Genomic DNA, 19,407 nt, shown 5'->3' with positions numbered 1-19,407 from the left:
CTATAATCGACAACGGCCCATCGGCCGTTCACCGGTCGGTCTCGGCCACAGCACCGCGCACCCGAAAGGCCGCACGTGGAAATCCTCCAGGTAGTCCTGCAGGTGGTTCTGGGAATCACCAGCCTCCTGCTGACCATGCTCATCCTCCTGCACAAGGGGCGGGGCGGCGGTCTGTCCGACATGTTCGGGGGCGGCACCACGTCGAGCCTCGGCTCCTCGGGCGTGGCCGAGCGGAACCTGAACCGCATCACCGTCATTCTCGGCCTCGTCTGGGTCACGTGCATCGTGGTCCTGGGGCTCATCACCAAGTTCGACACCGGATTGTAGGGAGCAGCCACATGGCATCAGGAGGAAGCGCCATCCGCGGTTCGCGCGTAGGCGCGGGCCCCATGGGCGAGCAGGACCGCGGCTTCCACGCGGAGCGCATCTCGATCTCGTACTGGGACGCCCTCGGCAACGAGACCGTCCGCCACTTCGCGGCGAACCTGCCGGAGGAGGAGATCCCCGTCACCATCGACTCGCCGCAGTCGGGTCTTCCGGCCGGGCGCGACAAGGCGAACCCGCCGTCGGTCGCGAAGCTCGAGCCGTACAAGACGCACCTCGCGTACGTGAAGGAGCGTCGCAGCGAGGAGGAGGCGAGCCAGCTCCTCGAGGAGGCGCTCGAGCAGCTCCGCGCCCGCCGCGGCACGGTCAAGGCCACCAAGTAGCGCCGACCGCATCCGAACGTCGAACGCCCCCGTCCCGAGGACGGGGGCGTTCTGCGTCTCCGGGAGGCTCGGTCGGTGCCGTGAACCACGGCCGGGACGCCTCTTACCGTGGCGCGTCCCCTCGGAGACGACGAAGGGCGGATCCCGGAGGACCCGCCCATCGTGTGGGGCGCCGGACCGCGCCGGCTCCCGCGTCAGTACGACGACAGCCGGAGGTTCTCCGGGACGTCGGCGGCGGCCTCGCCGTCGATGAAGAACACCGTGCGCTTGCGGCCCTTGATGCCCGCGACGGGCACCTCGGTCCGGTCGGCGCCCGCGAGCGCCAGGCCGAGCGCGAACGCCTTGTCGGGGCCCGCGAGCACCATCCAGATGCGCAGCGACGAGTTCAGCACAGGCAGCGTGAGCGAGATCCGCTCGGCCGGCGGCTTCGGCGAGTTGCGCACGGGGATCACGGCGGCGTCCATGGTGCGGATGCCGTCGCTGTCGGGGAAGAGCGACGCCACGTGGCCGTCCGGCCCGACGCCGAGGAACGTGATGTCGAACCGGGGGAGCGCGGTGTCGCCGTTGGCGTGCGCGGCGAGCTCCGCCGTGTACGCGGCCACGGCCTCGTCGAGGCTCAGGCCGGCGTCGCTCGCGCCCATGGCGTGGACGTTCTCCGCGGGCAGCTCGATGTGATCGAGCAGAGCCGTGCGCACCGTGGTGTCGTTGCGTTCGGGGTCGCCATGGGGCAGCCATCGCTCGTCGCCGAACCAGAAGTGCACGCGCGTCCAGTCGACGCTGTCGCGCGCCGCGGACTCGTTGACGGCCGCGAGGATGCTCGGGCCGACCGTCCCCCCGGTGAGGACGACGTTCGCGGTCTCCTCCTCATCCAGGATGTCGACGAGCTTCGTGAGGAAGCGCGCGGCGACGGAGCCGGTCATGGCCTTCTTGTCGGGGTGCACGAGCACCCTGCGGTCGTTCGTCATCGGTCTCCCGAGTCCTTCCGTGCGGTGGTCGACGCGGGGATGTACCCGTGGCCGGCGTTCGAGCGCTCGAGACCGTGACGGATCACGTCCCCGTAGAGCGCGTCGGGGTCGAGGCGCCGCAGCTCCTCGGCCAGGCAGTCGCGGAGGCTGCGCCGGGGGAGGCTCACGTCGTGCGTCGGCTGGTTCGGCTGCTTGAGCGTCGCCACGTTGGCGATCGGCCGGTCGAGGTCGATGACGCCCGACGCGCGGTGGAGCCGCACGCCGTGAATCCCGCTCGAGCCGGTGGCGCGCGTGGTGACCTCGTGGAGCACGGGCACCTGCAGCTGCAGGCCGAGCCACGCGGCGAGCAGCACGGTGCTGGGGGAGTCGGCGGCGCCGGACACCTCCACCTGCGTGACGGGCTCGTACGGCGGCTGGTCGAGCACCGCGGCGAGCAGCGCGCGCCAGAGCGTGAGGCGCGTCCAGGCGAAGTCCGTGTCGCCCGGGGCGTACGTCGCCGCCAGGTGCTGCAGGGCCAGGCGCGGGTTGCTGCTCGTGGACGAGTCCGTGATGCGGCGCTGCGCGATGCGGCCGAGCGGCGACTGGCTGACGACCGCGGGAGCATCGTGCGGCCACCAGGCCACGACGGGCGCGTCGGGGAGGAGCAGGCCCGTGACCAGGCTCTCCTCGTCCTCGGCGGCCGCGCCGTAGACGCGCAGCACTACGACCTCGCTCGCGCCGGCGTCGCCGCCCACGCGGATCTCGGCGTCGACGCGAGCCTTCTCCGTCGTCGTCTCCGCGGCGGCGCCGCGCTCGGTGGAGATCACGATGACGCGCATCGGGTGCTCGCGCGAGGCGTCGTTCGCCGCCTCGATGGCCTCCTCCTCGCTGCCGAGCGAGGTGGAGATGACGAGGGTCAGGACGCGACCGAGGGCGACCGCGCCGCCCTCCTCGCGGATCTTGACGAGCGCCTTCGAGATCTTGGCGGTGGTGGTGTTCGGCAGATCGACTCTCATGGCCGCCTCCAGGTCCGTCCGTCGCGGGCGAGGAGCTCGTCGGCCGAGGCCGGCCCCCAGGTGCCCGGACGGTACTGCTCGGGCTGGCCCTGCGTGCGCCAGAATTCTTCGATGGGGTCCAGGATCTTCCAGCTCAGCTCGACCTCCTGGTGACGGGGGAAGAGCGGCGGGTCGCCGAGCAGCACATCGAGGATGAGCCGCTCGTACGCCTCCGGGCTCGCCTCGGTGAAGGCGTGGCCGTAGCCGAAGTCCATGGTGACGTCGCGCACCTGCATCCCCGCGCCCGGCACCTTGGAGCCGAAGCGGATGGTGACGCCCTCGTCGGGCTGCACCCGGATGACGAGCGCGTTCTGCCCGAGGGCCGACGTCTGGTCCTCCGCGAACAGGTTCTGCGGCGCCCGCTTGAACACGACCGCGATCTCCGTCACGCGGCGGCCGAGGCGCTTGCCCGCCCGCAGGTAGAACGGCACGCCCGACCAGCGGCGCGTGTTGATGTCGAGCCGCATGGCCGCGTAGGTCTCGGTCAGGGACTCGGGGTCCATGCCGTCCTCGTCGAGGAAGCCCACGACCTCCTCGCCGCCCTGCCAGCCGCCGGCGTACTGCCCGCGGGCCGTGGCGGTGGAGAGGTCCTTCGGCAGGCGCACCGCGGACAGCACCTTCTCCTTCTCGTCCCGAAGGCTCGACGCGTCGAACGCGACGGGCTCCTCCATGGCCGTGAGGGCGAGGAGCTGCAGGAGGTGGTTCTGGATCACGTCGCGCGCCGCGCCGATGCCGTCGTAGTACCCGGCACGGCCGCCCACGCCGATGTCCTCGGCCATGGTGATCTGCACGTGGTCGACGTAGTTGGCGTTCCACAGGGGCTCGTAGAGCTGGTTCGCGAAGCGCAGCGCCAGGATGTTCTGGACCGTCTCCTTGCCCAGGTAGTGGTCGATGCGGAACACCGAGTCCGGCGGGAAGACCGACTCGACGACGGCGTTGAGCTCGCGTGCCGTCGTGAGGTCGCTCCCGAAGGGCTTCTCGATGACGACGCGGCGCCAGTGGCCCTCCTTCTGGTCCGCGAGGCCCGAGCGGCGGAGCTGCTCGGTGACCAGCGGGAAGGACTTCGGCGGGATCGACAGGTAGAAGGCGTGGTTCCCCATCGTGCCCCGCTCGCGGTCGAGCTCCTCCGTGATGTCCTTCAGCGTCTGGAACGCCTCGTCGTCGTCGAAGGTGCCCTGCACGAAGCGGATGCCCTGCGCCAGCTGGCGCCAGACGTCCTCGTCGAACTTGGTGCGCGAGTACTGCTTGACGGCCTCGTACACGACCTGCTCGAAATCCTGGTCCTCCCAGTCCCTCCGGGCGAAGCCGATGAGCGCGAAGCCGGGGGGCAGGAGCCCCCGGTTCGCGAGGTCGTAGACGGCCGGCATCAGCTTCTTGCGCGACAGGTCACCCGTCACGCCGAAGATGATGAGGCTGCTCGGCCCCGCGATGCGGTTCAGCCGTCGATCAGACGGGATCCGCAGTGGATTGAATTCCGGGGTGATATCCACCGGCGACATGTAACTCCTCGATCTGCCGGACGGATCCGGCGATGCGGTCATTCGAGCGTGGAGAGCAGGGCCCGGGCGTCCGTGGTGGGGTCGGTCAGGTTCAGTCGCAGGACGGGACGGCCGTGCTCGGCGAGCACGGTGGCGTCACCGGCGGCCTGCGCCTGGATGAGCTGCCCGAAGGTGAAGGGGCGGTCGGGGATCTCGAGATCCTCGGCCGCGTCCGCGGTGATCTGCAGGAACACGCCGACGGGGGTGCCGCCCTTGTGGAACTGCCCCGTGGAGTGCAGGAACCGAGGGCCCCAGCCGAACGTGACGGGACGGCCGACCTTGCGGGCGACCGCGTCGCGGAGGCGCTCGAGCTCGGGGAGCGCGAGGCGGTCGACGAATGCCTGGACGGCGACGTAGCCCGTGGGGCCGACCTGCGCGAGCAGGGCGTCGATGGCGGAGGACACGTCGGACGCACCCTCGGTGACCTCGCTCGTGCCGCGCACCTCGATGCCGTCCGTCGTGACGACGGGGGCCTCGGGAGCAGGACGGTCGTCGAGCAGTCCGCGCGCGGCGACCTTGGCCGCCTCCACGTCGGGCTGGTCGAACGGGTTGATCTCGAGCAGGCGTCCCGCGACCGCGACGGCGTACTCCCACGTGAGGATCTGCGCGCCGAGCGTGCCGCTGATGACGATCTCGCCCTCGACCGCGTCGTGCGCGTCGACGTCGGCGACGAGCCGCGCGATCTGCAGGTCGGCCAGGCCGAGCGACAGCTCGGGGGCGTCCGTCGGCAGCACGACGGGCAGGAGGCCCGTGCCGAGCTTGCCGGTGGACTCCGCGATGAGCTGCTCGACCCAGTCGCCGAAGCCCACGATGTGCGTCCCGTCGGAGACGATGCCGAGCTTGTCCTTGAGCGGCGAGGTGCCGGCGATCGCGGCGCCGAGCACGAGGCCCGGGTTCGACACGTCGTCGACGGCGAGCTGCGCGGACGCGGCCTCCGCCTCGTCGAGCAGGCCGCCGATGTCGGCGCCCGCGAGGCCGGACGGCACGAGGCCGAACGCGGTCAGCGCGCTGTAGCGGCCGCCCACGTCGGGGTCCGCGTTGAAGACGCGGTAGCCGTCGGCGCGGGCCGACTCGTCCAGCGGGGAGCCCGGGTCGGTCACGATGACGATGCGCGTGGTCGGGTCGATGCCCGCCTCGCGGAACGACTTCTCGTAGACGCGCTTCTGGCTGTCCGTCTCGAGCGTGGATCCGGACTTCGAGGAGATGACGACCGCCGTGGTGGCGAGGCGGTCTCCGAGCGCGGCGAGCACCTGGCCCGGGTCGGTCGAGTCGAGGACCGTGAGCTCGACGCCCGCGGTGCGCGTGATGACCTCGGGCGCCAGCGAGGATCCGCCCATGCCGCCCAGGACGATGTGGTCGACGCCCTGGCCGCGGAGCTCCTCGCGGAGCGCCGTGATCTCGGCGACGAGGGGACGCGAGACGGAGACCGCCTGCGTCCAGCCGAGGCGCTCGGTGGCCTCGGACTCGGCGTCCGGTCCCCACAGGGTGCCGTCGAGCCCGGTGATCCCGGAGGCGACGTGCGCCTCCACGAGCGCGGGGACGTGGGTCTCGACGGCCGTGGCCGCCGCGCCGCTCAGCGCGATGCGCACGTTCACTTGGCGCCGTCCAGGGCCGTCGTCACGGTCTCGATGAGCTCGCTCCACGACACCTTGAACTTCGCGACGCCCTCCTCCTCGAGGAGCTCGGTGACCTCCTTGTAGGAGATGCCGAGCTCGTCGACCTTGTTCAGGACCTCGTTCGCGGCGTCGTAGGACCCCGTGATGGTGTCGCCCTCGATCACGCCGTGGTCGAAGGTCGCGTCGAGCGTCTTCTCCGGCATCGTGTTGACGACGTCCGCCGCGACGAGCTGCGTCACGTAGAGCGTGTCGGGCAGGTCGGGGCTCTTGACGCCCGTGGACGCCCAGAGCGGGCGCTGCTTGTTGGCGCCGGCGCCGAGGAGGCCCTGGGCGCGCTCGGACGCGAAGGACTGCTCGAAGGCCTGGTAGGCGAGCTGCGCGTTGGCGACGCCGGCCTTGCTCTTGAGCGCGGTGGCCTCGTCGGTGCCGAGCGCGTCGAGGCGCTTGTCGATCTCGGTGTCGACGCGCGACACGAAGAAGGAGGCGACCGAGTGGATGGTCGACAGGTCGATGCCCGCCGCCTTCGCCTTCTCGAGGCCGGTGAGGTACGCGTTGATGACCTCGCGGTAGCGCTCGAGGCTGAAGATCAGGGTGACGTTGACGCTGATGCCGGCGCCGATGACCTCGGTGATGGCCTCGAGGCCCTCGCGGGTCGCGGGGATCTTGATCATGACGTTGGGCTCGGCGATCTTGTCCCACAGCTTGTGGGCCTCGTCGATGGTCGCCTGCGTGTCGTTGGCGAAGTCGGGGGAGACCTCGATGGAGACGCGGCCGTCGAAGCCGGCGGTGCGGTCGTAGACCGGGCGGAAGATGCGCGCGGCCTCGCCGACGTCGCGGGTGGTGATCTCGAAGACCGCGCGGTCGACGTCTGCGCCGTCGGCCGCGAGCTCGCGGACCTGGGCGTCGTACGCCTCGCCCTTGGCGAGGGCCGACGCGAAGATGGTGGGGTTCGTCGTGATGCCGACGACGTCGCGCTCGGCGATCACCTTCTCGATGCCCTTGGCATCGATGCGCTCGCGCGACAGGTCGTCGAGCCAGATGCTGACGCCCGCGGAGGAGAGCTGCGCGGTGGGGGAAGTGGTGTCGGTCATGTTGCCTTCTTCTCGCTGGTTGTGAGGTTCGGGGGGAGGGGCGCACGCGTGCGCCCCTCCCGGGTACCCGATCGACGCGCCGAAGGGCGGGTCGACCGGGGCGGCCGGCGGGGAGCGGAGCAGCTCGGCCGCCCCGCTCCTCGTCAGCTTCTAGAGGGAGGCGATGGACTCCTTGGCCGCCTTCACGACGGCCTCCGTGGTGATGCCGAACTCGCGGTACAGGACCTCGTACTCGGCGCTGGCGCCGAAGTGCTCGATCGAGATGCTGCGGCCGTGGTGCCCGACGTACTGCTTCCAGGAGAGCGAGATGCCCGCCTCGACGGAGACGCGCGCGGCGACCGCCTCGGGGAGCACGTGCTCCTTGTACTCGGCGTCCTGCTCCTCGAACCACTCGAGGCTCGGGGCGCTGACGACACGGGCCTGGACGCCGTCCGCGGCGAGGGCCTCGCGGGCCTCGACGGCGAACTGGACCTCGGAGCCCGTGGCGATGAGGATCACGTCGGGCGTGCCCTCGGTGTCGGCCAGGATGTACGCGCCCTTGGCCACGCCGGCAGCCGAGGCGAACTCGGTGGCCGTGGCGTCGCCCGTGCCGCGCTCCAGGACCGGGAGGTTCTGGCGCGATAGCGCGAGGCCCGCAGGGCCCATGCGACGCGTGAGGACCGTCTTCCACGCCTGCGCGGTCTCGTTGGCGTCCGCGGGGCGGATGACGTCGAGACCCGGGATGGCGCGGAGGCTGGCGAGCTGCTCCACCGGCTGGTGCGTCGGGCCGTCGCCACCGAGGGCGACGGAGTCGTGCGTCCAGACGAAGATCGACGGCGCCTTCATGAGCGCGGCGAGACGGACCGCCGGGCGCATGTAGTCGCTGAAGATGAGGAACGTGCCGCCGAAGGGACGCGTGTTGCCGTGCAGGACGATCCCGTTGAGGATCGCGCCCATGGCGTGCTCGCGGATGCCGAAGTGGAGGACGCGGCCGTAGGGGTCGCCCTTCCACATCTCGGTCGAGCGCTCGGCCGGCACGAAGGACGGCGCGGACTCGATCGTCGTGTTGTTCGACTCGGCGAGGTCGGCCGAGCCGCCCCACAGCTCGGGCATGACCTCGGCGATGGCGTTGATGACCTTGCCGGACGCGGCGCGCGTCGAGACGTCCTTGCCCGCGGGGAACACGGGGAGCGCCTCGTCGAGGCCCTCGGGGGCGTCACCGGCGAGGACGCGGTCGAGCAGCGTCTTGCGCTCGGGGTTCGCCTCGGCCCACGCGGCGAGCTTCTCGTCCCACTCGCGGTGCTGCTGCTGGCCGCGGTCGACGGCCTGGCGGGTGTGCTCGAGGACGCCGTCCGGCACCTCGAAGCTCTTCTCGGGGTCGAAGCCGACGATCTGCTTGACGGCCGCGAGCTCCTCGGCGCCGAGGGCGGAGCCGTGGATCTTGCCCGAGTTCTGCTTCTTCGGGGAGGGCCAGCCGATGATCGTCTTCAGGATGATCAGCGAGGGCTTTCGCGTCTCGGCCTTGGCGGCCTCGACGGCGTCGAACAGCTCCTGCACGTCCTCGACGTACTCGCCCGTCTTCTTCCAGTCGACGTGCTGCACGTGCCAGCCGTAGGACTCGTAGCGCGCGGCCACGTCCTCGGTGAAGGCGATGTCGGTGTCGTCCTCGATGGAGATCTGGTTGCTGTCGTAGATCGCGATGAGGTTGCCGAGCTCCTGGTGACCCGCGAGGGAGGAGGCCTCGGAGGTGATGCCCTCCTGCATGTCGCCGTCGCCGGCGATCACGTACACGAAGTGGTCGAACGGGCTCTCGCCCGCGGGGGTCTCGGGGTCGAAGAGACCGCGCTCGAAGCGCGCGGCGTAGGCGAAGCCCACGGAGGAGGCGAGGCCCTGGCCGAGCGGGCCGGTGGTGATCTCGACGCCGTCGGTGTGGCCGTACTCCGGGTGACCGGGGGTCTTGGAGTCCCACGTGCGGAGGGCCTGGAGGTCCTCGATCTCGAGGCCGTAGCCGCCGAGGAAGAACTGCGTGTACTGCGTGAGCGAGCTGTGGCCCACCGAGAGGATGAACCGGTCGCGACCGATCCAGGTGCTGTCGGAGGGGTCGCGGCGCATGACCTTCTGGAACAGGAGGTAGGCCGCCGGAGCCAGGCTCATCGCGGTGCCGGGGTGACCGTTTCCGACCTTCTCCACCGCGTCCGCGGCGAGGATCCGTGCGGTGTCGACCGCCTTGCTGTCGATGGGGTCCCATTGCAATGCTGCCACTTGGTTCTAGCCCTTCTGAAGATGGGGGAGGCCCAGCCGGACCGCCTATCAGTATATGGAACACCCACCTGGTCCTCGGTGTTCCGAGCCGCGGGGACGGCGCCGGGCGGCTAAGCGTCCAGGGGCCGTGGCCTACCATGGGGAGGGAATTTCCGGCGAGTTAGAGGTGCGATGAACGTTGCGGTGCAGAGTCGGGTCGATCGGGAGACGATCGGCGTGGCGAGGAAGACCAAGGCGTACGTCGCACTGACGAAGCCGCGCGTCATCGAGCTCCTGCTCGTGACCACCGCGCCCGTCATGATCCTCGCCCAGGGGGGATGGCCGAACCCCTGGCTCATCCTCGGCGTCCTCGTCGGCGGCACCCTCAGCGCGGGCAGCGCCAACGCGTTCAACTGCTACATCGACCGCGACATCGACCGCGTCATGAAGCGCACGCAGCGACGGCCGCTGGTGACGGGGGAGCTGACGGACCGCGAGGCCCTCGTGTTCGCCTGGATCATCGGCGTCGCCAGCATCGTCTGGCTCGGCGTCATCTCCAACTGGCTGGCGGCCGCGCTCTCGCTGGCGGCGATCCTCTTCTACGTCTTCGTCTACACGCTGTGGCTGAAGCGCCGCACGCCGCAGAACATCGTCTGGGGCGGAGCAGCGGGCTGCATGCCGGTCCTCATCGGCTGGGCCGCCGTCACGGGCGACATCTCGTGGGCGCCCGTGATCCTCTTCATGATCGTGTTCCTCTGGACCCCGCCGCACTACTGGCCGCTGTCCATGAAGTACCGCGACGACTACGCCTCGGTCAACGTGCCCATGCTCGCCGTCGTGCGCGGCCGCGCGGCCGTCGGCCTGCAGACCATCCTGTACGCGTGGGCCACGCTCGCCTGCTCGCTCCTGCTGATCCCGGTCGCGGGCATGGGGCTCGTCTACACGCTCGCCGCGCTCGCGGGCGGCGGCTGGTTCGTCTACGAGACCCACCGCCTCTACGACCTCGCCGTGCGTCACGAGCCCATCAAGCCGATGCGCGTCTTCCACGCGTCGATCTCGTACCTCTCGCTGCTGTTCCTCGCGGTCGGCATCGACCCCCTCCTGCCCTTCTGATCCGCGCGGTCCCGCGTCGCGGGGCGAGCGTCGCGCGTTCGCGTCGGCGTCGGTCGGGCCGTGGGGACCGGGCCGCACCTGTGCCGCACCCGTGCCGTGCGACCCGCTCGTTGTAGACGGGGTGCGCGCCTGTGTCCCGGTGGACCGCTCCGTGGACCGCTCCGCTGAGGCGCCGCACGCGACGACGCCCGCCGCCAGAGGAGCTCGGGCGGGCGTCGTCGGGACGGGCGGGGATCAGCCCACGTGGGCGGAGCGCCGTACCTCCGCGGGAGTGAGCCGGAGCGTGTCCGCCCGTCGGGTGGTGCTCAGCAGGGTGGCCGTCATCGCGGACGCGAGCAGGCACGCGAGCACCATGTGCAGCCCCACGAGGAACTCGGGCAGCCCCGTCCGCGCCTGGATGAGGCCCACTGCGATCTGCACGAGCTCGACCGCGAGAAGCACGCGGGTCCAGCGCGAGACGGCGGTCCACCGGTTGCGGGCCGCGATGACGACGAGGGCGATCGTGAGTGCGAAGGTCGTGTAGGCCGGCCAGCTGTGCACGTGCTGCAGCAGCTCCGGGTCGAGCCCGTTGCGGGCGGCGCCCTGGTCGCCCGCGTGGGGGCCGGATCCGGTGACGACGATGCCGACGAGGATCGTGATGCCGACGACGACGGAGGTGATGCGCGCGAGCGTCAGGAAGTACGACGGCACCGATCGCTCAGCTTCGTCGAGAGGGTGGTAGGTGCGCCACACGAGCACGGTCGACAGCACGACGAGCACCACGGACACGACGAAGTGCAGGCCCACGATGTACGGGTTCAGCCCGGTCAGGACCGTGATGCCGCCGATGACGCCCTGCGCGGGGATGCCGAGGCCGATCGCGAGCGCGATGGAGAAGAGGCCGCGTCCTCGGTTCCGCAGCCGCAGCACGGCGAGGAACGTCGCGATCGCGACGATGACCAGCACGAAGGTCAGGAGGCGGTTGCCGAACTCGATGATCCCGTGCACGCCCATCTCCGGCGTCGAGACGAAGGAGTCGGCGGTGCACCTGGGCCACGTCGGGCAGCCGAGCCCGGAGCCAGTGAGCCGCACGAGCCCGCCGGTGCCGACGACGAGCGTCTGCACGACGAGCGTGGTCCAGACGAGGAACCGCGTGACGCGGGTGATCCCGTCCGGCAGCCGCTCCCGCAGCCGCCTGGTGACCATGAGGGTCTGACCTAGCACGCTCCCACTGGGAGACTGCCCCGCATCGGTGCCGTGAGTCACTGCCTGCCTTCCGTGCCCGCTGGATTGCCCGTAGAATCGGGTGGTTCATGGAACACGTCGGGCCTTGCGGCATCCGGCACGTCAGCGAGGACGGCGGGAACAAGTCCACCCGCGTTCGTGTTCATCCTAAGAGGGGTGCAAGGCGTGAAGCCGCCGCATCCCGGACACCCACAGTCTTCCTCTCGTCACCGAAGCGGCGTCGCCGTGCGGGGGGTGAATGCCGATACGGCGCTGATACGCCCAGATCGTCAGGAAAGCAGGTAGCCATGTCAGATGTGCTCATCGACCGACCCGAGCTCGAGAGCCTGGGGCAGTACGAGTTCGGCTGGTCCGACTCCGACGTCGCGGGTGCCTCGGCCAAGCGCGGCATCTCCCCGCAGGTCGTCGCCGACATCTCGCGGCGCAAGAGCGAGCCCGAGTGGATGCTCGCCAACCGCATGAAGGGCTACGAGCTCTTCGGCAAGAAGCCCATGCCCACCTGGGGCGCCGACCTCTCCGGCATCGACTTCGACAACATCAAGTACTTCGTGCGCTCCACGGAGAAGCAGGCCCAGACGTGGGAGGACCTGCCCGACGACATCAAGAACACGTACGAGCGTCTCGGCATCCCCGAGGCGGAGCGCCAGCGCCTCGTCTCCGGCGTCGCGGCACAGTACGAGTCCGAGGTCGTCTTCCACTCCATCCAGAAGGAGCTCGAGGACCAGGGCGTCATCTTCATGGACACCGACACGGCGCTGCGCGAGCACCCGGAGCTGTTCAAGGAGTACTTCGGCACCGTCATCCCCGCGGGCGACAACAAGTTCGCCGCGCTGAACACGGCCGTCTGGTCCGGCGGCTCGTTCGTGTACGTGCCCAAGGGCGTGCACGTCGAGATCCCGCTGCAGGCCTACTTCCGGATCAACACCGAGAACATGGGCCAGTTCGAGCGGACGCTGATCATCGCGGACGAGGGCAGCTACGTCCACTACATCGAGGGCTGCACCGCCCCCATCTACAAGTCCGACTCGCTGCACTCGGCGGTGGTCGAGATCATCGTGAAGAAGGACGCCCGCGTCCGCTACACGACCATCCAGAACTGGTCGAACAACGTCTACAACCTCGTCACCAAGCGCGCGACGGCGGCCGAGGGCGCGACCATGGAGTGGATCGACGGCAACATCGGCTCCAAGGTCACGATGAAGTACCCCTCCATCTACCTCATGGGCGAGCGCGCCAAGGGCGAGACCCTGTCCGTCGCCTTCGCCGGCCCCGGCCAGCACCAGGACGCCGGCGCGAAGATGGTGCACATGGCGCCGTACACGCAGTCGTCGATCGTGTCGAAGTCCATCGCGCGCGGCGGCGGCCGGGCCGGCTACCGCGGCGAGATCCGCGTGGACGCGGCTGCGCACCACTCCGCCAACACCGTCCGCTGCGACGCGCTGCTGGTCGACACCATCTCCCGCTCCGACACGTACCCCGCGATCGACATCCGCGTGGACGACGTCCAGCTCGGCCACGAGGCGACGGTCTCGCGCGTCAGCGAGGAGCAGCTGTTCTACCTGATGAGCCGGGGCATGCCCGAGGACGAGGCCATGGCCATGATCGTCCGCGGCTTCATCGAGCCCATCGCCCGCGAGCTCCCCATGGAGTACGCGCTCGAACTCAACAAGCTCATCGAGATGGGCATGGAAGGATCCGTCGGCTAGATGACGACCCCACTCGCCACCACAGAAGCCCCCGTCCCCGCCGACCAGCACGGCAATCGGGCGCACACCGACGGAGGGTGGGCGGCAGTCCCCATCCAGACCCGTTCCGAGCGCTTCACGTCCACGGACGTCGAGGCCTTCGAGGCGGTCACCGGCCGCGAGGCCGTCTGGAAGCTGACGCCCGTCCGACGGATCGACGACCTCATCTCGGGTGAGCTCGACGGCTCCCGGTACCCGTTCACCAGCTCCGAGGCGGATGGCACGTCCGTCTCGTGGATCCCGCGGGACGACGCGCGCATCGGCACCGCGGGTGCCCCTGAGGACCGCGCCCAGGCCAACGCCTGGTCGTCCTTCGGTGAGGCGCTCGCCATCGACGTCACGGGGGAGGAGCGCGTCACCATCACGGTCGGCCGCTCGGATCTCGGGCCCGCCCCGCGCGCCGCGCACACCGTCATCACGGCGGCCCCGTTCAGCCGCGGCGTCGTCATCCTCGACAACGCCGGATCCGCGTCGCTCGCGGAGAACGTCGAGATCGTCGTGGGCGACCAGGCCGAGCTCACGGTCGTCACCGTGCAGCAGTGGGACGCCGAGGCGCGCCACCTGGCCGCGCACCAGGCCGTCGTCGGCCGCGACGCGAAGCTCAAGCACGTGGTGGTGACGCTCGGCGGATCCATCGTGCGCGTCAACCCCTCGGCGCACCTCTCCCACGAGGGCGCGGACGGCGAGCTGCTCGGCGTCTACTTCGCCGACGCGGGCCAGCACCTCGAGCAGCAGGTGTACGTCGACCACGACGCCCCCAACACCCGCAGCCGCGTGACCTACAAGGGCGCGCTGCAGGGCAAGGGCGCGCGCACCGTGTGGATCGGCGACGTCCTCATCCGCCGCTCCGCGCCCGGCACCGACAGCTACGAGCAGAACCGCAACCTGGTCCTCACGGACGGCACGCGCGCCGACTCGGTCCCGAACCTCGAGATCGAGACCGGCGACATCGCCGGGGCCGGGCACGCGAGCGCCACGGGCCGCTTCGACGACGAGCAGCTGTTCTACCTGCAGGCCCGCGGGATCACGGAGGAGGAGGCGCGTCGCCTCGTCGTCCGCGGCTTCCTCAGCGAGATCGTGCAGCAGATCGGCGTCCCCGACCTCGAGGAGCGGCTCCAGGCCGCCATCGAGGCCGAGCTCTCCGCCAGCCCGTCCGCGGCGGTCGACCGATGACCGCCGTGCGGATCTGCGGCGTCGACGACCTCGACGTGAACGAGGCGCTCCGCGTCGAGGTCGAGGGCCTCGCCATCGCGATCGTGAAGGACTCCTCCGGCACGGTGCACGCCATCGGCGACACCTGCACGCACGGCGACATCTCGCTGGCCGAGGGCTTCGTCGAGGGCGACACCCTGGAGTGCTGGGCCCACGGGTCGAAGTTCTCCCTCGAGACGGGCAAGCCGCGCACGCTGCCGGCCTACGAGCCCGTCCCCGTCTACCCCGTGTCGATCGTGGACGGCGACATCCACATCGACACCACCCCGAAGAGCTAGAGGAACCGCACGCATGTCAACTCTCACCATCACCGACCTGCACGTCAGCGTCGACACCGAGCAGGGTCGCAAGCAGATCCTCAAGGGCGTCGACCTCACGATCAACGAGGGCGAGATCCACGCGATCATGGGCCCCAACGGCTCCGGCAAGTCCACGCTGGCGTACACGATCGCGGGTCACCCGAAGTACCACGTCGACTCCGGCTCCATCACGCTCGACGGCGTCGAGGTCCTCGACATGACGGTCGACGAGCGCGCCCGCGCGGGCCTGTTCCTCGCCATGCAGTACCCGGTCGAGATCCCCGGCGTCACCACCACCAACTTCCTGCGGACGGCGAAGACCGCGATCGACGGCGAGGCCCCGGCCATCCGCGGCTGGATCAAGGACGTCCGCTCCTCCATGGCGGCGCTCAAGATGGACCCCGCGTTCGCCGAGCGCAACGTCAACGAGGGCTTCTCCGGCGGCGAGAAGAAGCGCAACGAGGTTCTCCAGCTCGAGCTGCTGAAGCCGAAGTTCGCGGTGCTGGACGAGACCGACTCCGGCCTCGACGTCGACGCGCTCAAGATCGTCTCCGAGGGCGTCAACCGCGCGAAGGCGAACACGGGCCTCGGGCTCCTGCTCATCACGCACTACACGCGCATCCTCCGCTACATCCAGCCCGACTTCGTGCACGTGTTCGTCGCGGGCCGCGTCGCCGAGCAGGGCGGCCGCGAGCTGGCCGACCGCCTCGAGGAGGAGGGCTACGACCGCTTCCTCGCCCCGGCTGCAGGGCTCGCGCCCTCGACGACGGTGGACGCGTGAGCACGCAGAGCACGCTGACCCCGCAGAAGTTCGACGAGGTCGAGGAGGCGCTCAAGGACGTCATGGATCCCGAGCTCGGGATCAACGTGGTCGACCTGGGCCTCATCTACGACCTCGCGTGGGATGACGAGAACGACGCCCTCATCATCCACATGACGCTGACGTCGGCCGGCTGCCCGCTCACGGACGTGCTCGAGGAGCAGACCGCCGAGGCGCTCGACGGGGTGGTGGACGCGTTCCGCATCAACTGGGTGTGGATGCCGCCGTGGGGTCCCGACCGGATCACGGACGACGGCCGCGACATGATGCGGGCGCTCGGCTTCTCCATGTGATCCTCCGCCCGACCGCTCCTCGACGACGGCCCCACCCGCTCCGGGTGGGGCCGTCGTCGCGTCGACCGGCGGTCGGCGGGCGGGGCTGCCGGCCCCGCGTCTCGTACACTGGACCGGTCGGGTCCGATGGACGCCCTCGACCGACCGGGCTCGACCCCCTCTGCTGCGGGTCGCCCCTCTCCCACGGACCGTGGGACATCCGCTCAACAGAAGGACCTCTCACCGTGCTCGCTGTACACGAACTGGAGCTGCGCGTCGGCGCTCGCGTCCTCATGGAGGACGTCTCGTTCCGGGTGAGCCCGGGGGACAAGATCGGCCTCGTCGGCCGCAACGGCGCCGGCAAGACCACGCTCACCAAGATCCTCGCGGGAGAGGGCCAGCCCACGGGCGGCCGCATCGACCGCTCCGGCGAGATCGGCTACCTCCCGCAGGACCCGCGCTCCGGCAACCCGGAGGACCTGGCGCGCACGCGCATCCTCGACGCCCGCGGCCTCGGCACGCTGTCGCTGGACATGCAGCGCGCGATGCTCGACATGGCGTCCACGGACGACAAGGTCTCCGCGAAGGCGATGAAGGACTACGGCCGGCTCGAGGAGCGCTTCGTCGCGCTCGGCGGGTACGCGGCCGAGGCGGAGGCCGCGTCCATCGCGAGCAACCTCAGCCTGCCCGACCGGATCCTCGACCAGCCGCTCAGCACCCTGTCCGGCGGTCAGCGCCGCCGCATCGAGCTCGCGCGCATCCTGTTCTCCGGCGCCGACACGATGCTCCTCGACGAGCCCACCAACCACCTCGACGCCGACTCCGTCACCTGGCTGCGCGAGTTCCTCAAGGGCTACCAGGGCGGCCTGATCGTGATCAGCCACGATGTCGAGCTCGTCGGGGACACCGTCAACCGCGTCTTCTACCTCGACGCGAACCGCATGGTCATCGACATCTACAACATGGGCTGGAAGCACTACCAGCGCCAGCGCGCCGCCGACGAGGAGCGCCGCAAGAAGGAGCGCGCCAACGTCGAGAAGAAGGCGGGCGTCCTCCAGCTGCAGGCCGCCAAGTTCGGCGCCAAGGCGTCGAAGGCCGCCGCCGCCCACCAGATGGTGCGACGCGCGGAGAAGATGCTGTCTGGCCTCGAGGAGGTGCGCGCGGTCGACCGCGTGGCCAAGCTGCGCTTCCCCGAGCCCGTCGCCTGCGGCCGCACGCCGCTCATGGCGAGCGACCTCAGCAAGAACTACGGCTCGCTCGAGATCTTCACGGCCGTCGACCTCGCGATCGACCGCGGCAGCAAGGTCGTGATCCTCGGCCTCAACGGCGCGGGCAAGACGACGCTGCTGCGGATCCTCGCGGGCGTCGACCAGCCCGACACCGGCCGGCTCGAGCCCGGCCACGGCCTGCGCATCGGCTACTACGCGCAGGAGCACGAGACCATCGACGTGAAGCGCAGCGTGCTGGAGAACATGGTGTCCTCCTCGCCCGACATCTCCGAGATGGAGGCGCGCCGTGTGCTCGGCTCGTTCCTCTTCACGGGCGACGACTCGGCGAAGCCCGCCGGGGTCCTGTCCGGCGGCGAGAAGACGCGCCTCGCGCTCGCGATGATCGTCGTGTCCGGCGCCAACGTGCTGCTGCTCGACGAGCCCACCAACAACCTCGACCCCGCGAGCCGCGAGGAGATCCTCGGCGCGCTCAACACCTACTCGGGCGCCGTGGTGCTCGTGAGCCACGACTCGGGTGCGGTCGAGGCCCTCAACCCGGAGCGGGTCCTCATCATGCCGGAGGGCACCGAGGACCACTGGAGCCCCGACTACATGGACCTCATCGAGCTGGCCTGACCCGGCCAGGCCAAGCCCGGCCCGGCCCGGCCGAGGCGATCCGCCCGGCAGCGTGGAGGTGTCGGCTCAGCGTGCGTCGTCGAGGATCCGGTCCTCGACGTCCGCGTCCGACGGCTGCTTCCGCGCGCGCTTGGCCTGTCGGGCGCGTTCGCGGTCCTGCTCCTCGGGATCGTCCTGGTTGATGATGCGGTACTCGTTGCGGATCGCGACGCCGAGGCCGACGAACGCGATGACCGCGAACACCAGCCACTGGAACGCGTAGGAGAGGTGCGGGCCCTCGTCCTCCTCGGGGCGCGGAGCCGCGAAGGGCGCGGCCTCGGCGGGCGCGGGATCCTCGGAGATGAGCAGGCCGTACGCGCCCGTGAACGTGGGCGACCCGACGCGCTCGGCGATGTCGGGCAGGTTGACGGTGGCGATCTGCCCCTCGGGTGCGGAACGCCCCGGCAGCTCCGGTTCGCCGGCCTTGAGCCGCGCGGTCACCGTGACCTCGCCTGCGGGCGGGGCGGGGACGGAGTCGGGGGAGTCCTGGGAGTTGCCGATGGGCACCCACCCGCGGTCGACGACGAACACCCGCCCGTCGTCGAGTCGCAGGGGCGTGAGGACCTCGAAGCCGGGCTGGCCGTTGAACGGCCGGTTGCGCGCGAGCAGCTGCTCGTCCACGAGGTAGGTCCCGGTCATGGTGACCGGCGTCCACTTCTGCGTGTCGACGTACGACGACGCGTCGGCGAGCACCTGGTCGACGGGCTGCGGCGCGCGATCCCAGTTGTCCTCGACCTTGGCGATCTCGGCGAGGGCCTCGTCGCGGCGCGCGAACTGCCAGTGGCTGAGGAGCACGCACGCGATGGCGAACACGACGGCGACGGCGAGGTAGCCGGCCCACCTGCGGTTGAGGACGAATCGCCAGCGGCTCACGCGATCGCTCCCGCGACTGGCGCGTCGATCGCGGCGACGCGCACGGGGAAGTCGCGGCCGGCGAGGAAGTCGCGCAGGAAGCCGACGTGCTCGTCGCACGCGGTCCACGTCTTCACCCGCTCGGGTCCGTGGATCCGGGGGTTGCGCCACTCGACGCGCCACGAGGCGTCGACGCGGCAGCCCGCGCGCGAGCACTCAACGACGTCGGAGGACCGCCCGGCGGATCCGAGGCCCCAGGAAGCGAGCCCGCTCACGCGTCGGTCGGGGTGTCGGGCGCGGCCGTGCCGCCCGCGGTCGTCGGACGGACGTCGGAGGCGCGCGTGGGCTCGGGCGCGCGACCGGTCTCGTAGGTCGTGAACGGCGCGGGCGTGGTGAACGGCTCCGACGCGCGGAACGGCTCCGAGGGCACGTACGGCTCGGCGGGCGGCGGGAAGCCGGAGTGGCGGGCCGGCACGACCACCACGCCGCCGGGGCGCTCGACGGCCGTGCCTTGGCTGCCGCCGACGTTCGCGAGGATCACGGCGAAGTACGGGAGCACGATGGCGCCGATGGCGGCGACGGCCAGCCACCAGCCCTGGAGGAATAGGCAGGACAGGATGCAGACCATGCGGATGCTCATCGCGATGGTGTACTTCACCATGCGGGCATGGCGGTCCTCCTGCGGGGACCGGGGGAGGCTGGTGACCGACTGCTGGGGAGCTGGCATGCGTGGTTGGCGTCCTTAGAGGGAGCGTCGCGCTCCCCATCGAGACCAGGGTACGCCGCGCCACCGATAGGCTCGTCCGCGTCCGCCAG

General features: G+C 70.4%; 19 protein-coding genes. 9 read left to right on the top strand and 10 right to left on the bottom strand.

Going from position 1 to position 19,407, the window contains the following annotated elements:
* Positions 1–75: 75 nt before the first annotated feature.
* Positions 76–327 (top strand): preprotein translocase subunit SecG, encoded by a 252-nt coding sequence (gene secG, locus FGD68_RS11135; protein WP_012038429.1) that lies wholly within the window; start codon positions 76–78, stop codon positions 325–327.
* A gap of 11 nt (positions 328–338) precedes the next feature.
* The gene (locus FGD68_RS11130) at positions 339–707 is read left to right on the top strand and encodes an RNA polymerase-binding protein RbpA (protein ID WP_012038428.1); all 369 of its coding nucleotides are present in this window, start codon (positions 339–341) and stop codon (positions 705–707) included.
* Between the two features lie 194 nt (positions 708–901).
* Here the strand turns inward: FGD68_RS11130 and pgl are convergent, their stop codons facing one another.
* From pgl to tkt, 6 genes are all read right to left on the bottom strand, one after another.
* Positions 902–1,672, bottom strand: a complete 771-nt coding sequence (gene pgl / locus FGD68_RS11125; protein ID WP_104234770.1) for a 6-phosphogluconolactonase — start codon at positions 1,670–1,672, stop codon at positions 902–904.
* Entirely contained in the window at positions 1,669–2,667 is a 999-nt protein-coding gene (locus tag FGD68_RS11120; protein ID WP_043586688.1) for a glucose-6-phosphate dehydrogenase assembly protein OpcA, read from the bottom strand. Before FGD68_RS11120 ends, pgl begins: the two co-directional genes overlap by 4 nt.
* A complete protein-coding gene (gene zwf, locus FGD68_RS11115; RefSeq protein ID WP_012299309.1) occupies positions 2,664–4,205 on the bottom strand; it encodes a glucose-6-phosphate dehydrogenase in 1,542 nt (513 codons plus the stop codon). The genes FGD68_RS11120 and zwf overlap by 4 nt, the downstream gene beginning before the upstream one ends.
* A gap of 38 nt (positions 4,206–4,243) precedes the next feature.
* Positions 4,244–5,839 (bottom strand): glucose-6-phosphate isomerase, encoded by a 1,596-nt coding sequence (locus tag FGD68_RS11110; protein WP_119372168.1) that lies wholly within the window; start codon positions 5,837–5,839, stop codon positions 4,244–4,246.
* Positions 5,836–6,951, bottom strand: a complete 1,116-nt coding sequence (tal, locus tag FGD68_RS11105) for a transaldolase (RefSeq protein WP_104234768.1) — start codon at positions 6,949–6,951, stop codon at positions 5,836–5,838. The genes FGD68_RS11110 and tal overlap by 4 nt, the downstream gene beginning before the upstream one ends.
* A gap of 150 nt (positions 6,952–7,101) precedes the next feature.
* Positions 7,102–9,192 carry a transketolase gene (gene tkt, locus FGD68_RS11100; RefSeq protein ID WP_119372167.1) on the bottom strand — a complete coding sequence of 697 codons (2,091 nt, stop codon included), beginning with the start codon at positions 9,190–9,192 and terminating at the stop codon, positions 7,102–7,104.
* Between the two features lie 171 nt (positions 9,193–9,363).
* On the opposite strand from tkt, the gene FGD68_RS11095 reads away from it, so the two are divergent.
* Positions 9,364–10,284, top strand: a complete 921-nt coding sequence (locus FGD68_RS11095) for a heme o synthase (RefSeq protein WP_012038421.1) — start codon at positions 9,364–9,366, stop codon at positions 10,282–10,284.
* A 234-nt stretch (positions 10,285–10,518) separates the two neighbouring features.
* On the opposite strand, the gene FGD68_RS11090 is transcribed toward FGD68_RS11095, so the two are convergent.
* On the bottom strand, positions 10,519–11,529 hold the full coding sequence (locus tag FGD68_RS11090; protein WP_119372166.1) for a COX15/CtaA family protein: 1,011 nt from the start codon (positions 11,527–11,529) through the stop codon (positions 10,519–10,521).
* Between the two features lie 266 nt (positions 11,530–11,795).
* On the opposite strand from FGD68_RS11090, the gene sufB reads away from it, so the two are divergent.
* From sufB to FGD68_RS11060, 6 genes are all read left to right on the top strand, one after another.
* Positions 11,796–13,214, top strand: coding sequence for a Fe-S cluster assembly protein SufB (gene sufB / locus FGD68_RS11085; RefSeq protein ID WP_012038419.1), 1,419 nt, complete (start codon positions 11,796–11,798; stop codon positions 13,212–13,214).
* The gene (gene sufD / locus FGD68_RS11080; RefSeq protein WP_119372165.1) at positions 13,215–14,426 is read left to right on the top strand and encodes a Fe-S cluster assembly protein SufD; all 1,212 of its coding nucleotides are present in this window, start codon (positions 13,215–13,217) and stop codon (positions 14,424–14,426) included.
* Positions 14,423–14,743: a non-heme iron oxygenase ferredoxin subunit gene (locus FGD68_RS11075; RefSeq protein ID WP_043586697.1), complete on the top strand. Its 321-nt coding sequence runs from the start codon at positions 14,423–14,425 to the stop codon at positions 14,741–14,743. The genes sufD and FGD68_RS11075 overlap by 4 nt, the downstream gene beginning before the upstream one ends.
* 13 nt (positions 14,744–14,756) lie before the next feature.
* Complete coding sequence (gene sufC, locus FGD68_RS11070; protein ID WP_119372164.1) at positions 14,757–15,545, top strand: Fe-S cluster assembly ATPase SufC; 789 nt, start codon at positions 14,757–14,759, stop codon at positions 15,543–15,545.
* On the top strand, positions 15,542–15,877 hold the full coding sequence (locus FGD68_RS11065; RefSeq protein WP_012038415.1) for a metal-sulfur cluster assembly factor: 336 nt from the start codon (positions 15,542–15,544) through the stop codon (positions 15,875–15,877). Before sufC ends, FGD68_RS11065 begins: the two co-directional genes overlap by 4 nt.
* Positions 15,878–16,101: 224 nt before the next feature.
* On the top strand, positions 16,102–17,700 hold the full coding sequence (locus tag FGD68_RS11060) for an ABC-F family ATP-binding cassette domain-containing protein (protein ID WP_043586702.1): 1,599 nt from the start codon (positions 16,102–16,104) through the stop codon (positions 17,698–17,700).
* A gap of 66 nt (positions 17,701–17,766) precedes the next feature.
* On the opposite strand, the gene FGD68_RS11055 is transcribed toward FGD68_RS11060, so the two are convergent.
* The 3 genes from FGD68_RS11055 to FGD68_RS11045 are packed head-to-tail and all read right to left on the bottom strand — an operon-like array spanning position 17,767 to position 19,318.
* Positions 17,767–18,612: an SURF1 family cytochrome oxidase biogenesis protein gene (locus tag FGD68_RS11055; protein ID WP_119372163.1), complete on the bottom strand. Its 846-nt coding sequence runs from the start codon at positions 18,610–18,612 to the stop codon at positions 17,767–17,769.
* Complete coding sequence (locus FGD68_RS11050) at positions 18,609–18,866, bottom strand: hypothetical protein (protein ID WP_119372162.1); 258 nt, start codon at positions 18,864–18,866, stop codon at positions 18,609–18,611. Before FGD68_RS11050 ends, FGD68_RS11055 begins: the two co-directional genes overlap by 4 nt.
* Positions 18,863–19,318, bottom strand: a complete 456-nt coding sequence (locus FGD68_RS11045) for a DUF3099 domain-containing protein (protein ID WP_119372161.1) — start codon at positions 19,316–19,318, stop codon at positions 18,863–18,865. Before FGD68_RS11045 ends, FGD68_RS11050 begins: the two co-directional genes overlap by 4 nt.
* Positions 19,319–19,407 lie beyond the last annotated feature (89 nt).

This window comes from Clavibacter californiensis (genome assembly GCF_021952865.1).
In the GTDB taxonomy this organism is placed as follows: domain Bacteria; phylum Actinomycetota; class Actinomycetes; order Actinomycetales; family Microbacteriaceae; genus Clavibacter; species Clavibacter californiensis.
The sequence above is the reverse complement of the archived record's forward strand: the minus strand, read 5'-3'. Positions and strand labels throughout refer to the sequence as shown.

Coding starts and splice junctions, on each gene's coding strand:
- FGD68_RS11130 (WP_012038428.1), top strand. CDS start 339: ATGGCATCAGGAGGAAGCGCCATCCGCGGTTCGCGCGTAGGCGCGGGC.
- pgl (WP_104234770.1), bottom strand. CDS start 1,672: ATGACGAACGACCGCAGGGTGCTCGTGCACCCCGACAAGAAGGCCATG.
- FGD68_RS11120 (WP_043586688.1), bottom strand. CDS start 2,667: ATGAGAGTCGATCTGCCGAACACCACCACCGCCAAGATCTCGAAGGCG.
- zwf (WP_012299309.1), bottom strand. CDS start 4,205: ATGTCGCCGGTGGATATCACCCCGGAATTCAATCCACTGCGGATCCCG.
- tal (WP_104234768.1), bottom strand. CDS start 6,951: ATGACCGACACCACTTCCCCCACCGCGCAGCTCTCCTCCGCGGGCGTC.
- FGD68_RS11095 (WP_012038421.1), top strand. CDS start 9,364: ATGAACGTTGCGGTGCAGAGTCGGGTCGATCGGGAGACGATCGGCGTG.
- sufB (WP_012038419.1), top strand. CDS start 11,796: ATGTCAGATGTGCTCATCGACCGACCCGAGCTCGAGAGCCTGGGGCAG.
- sufD (WP_119372165.1), top strand. CDS start 13,215: ATGACGACCCCACTCGCCACCACAGAAGCCCCCGTCCCCGCCGACCAG.
- FGD68_RS11075 (WP_043586697.1), top strand. CDS start 14,423: ATGACCGCCGTGCGGATCTGCGGCGTCGACGACCTCGACGTGAACGAG.
- sufC (WP_119372164.1), top strand. CDS start 14,757: ATGTCAACTCTCACCATCACCGACCTGCACGTCAGCGTCGACACCGAG.
- FGD68_RS11045 (WP_119372161.1), bottom strand. CDS start 19,318: ATGCCAGCTCCCCAGCAGTCGGTCACCAGCCTCCCCCGGTCCCCGCAG.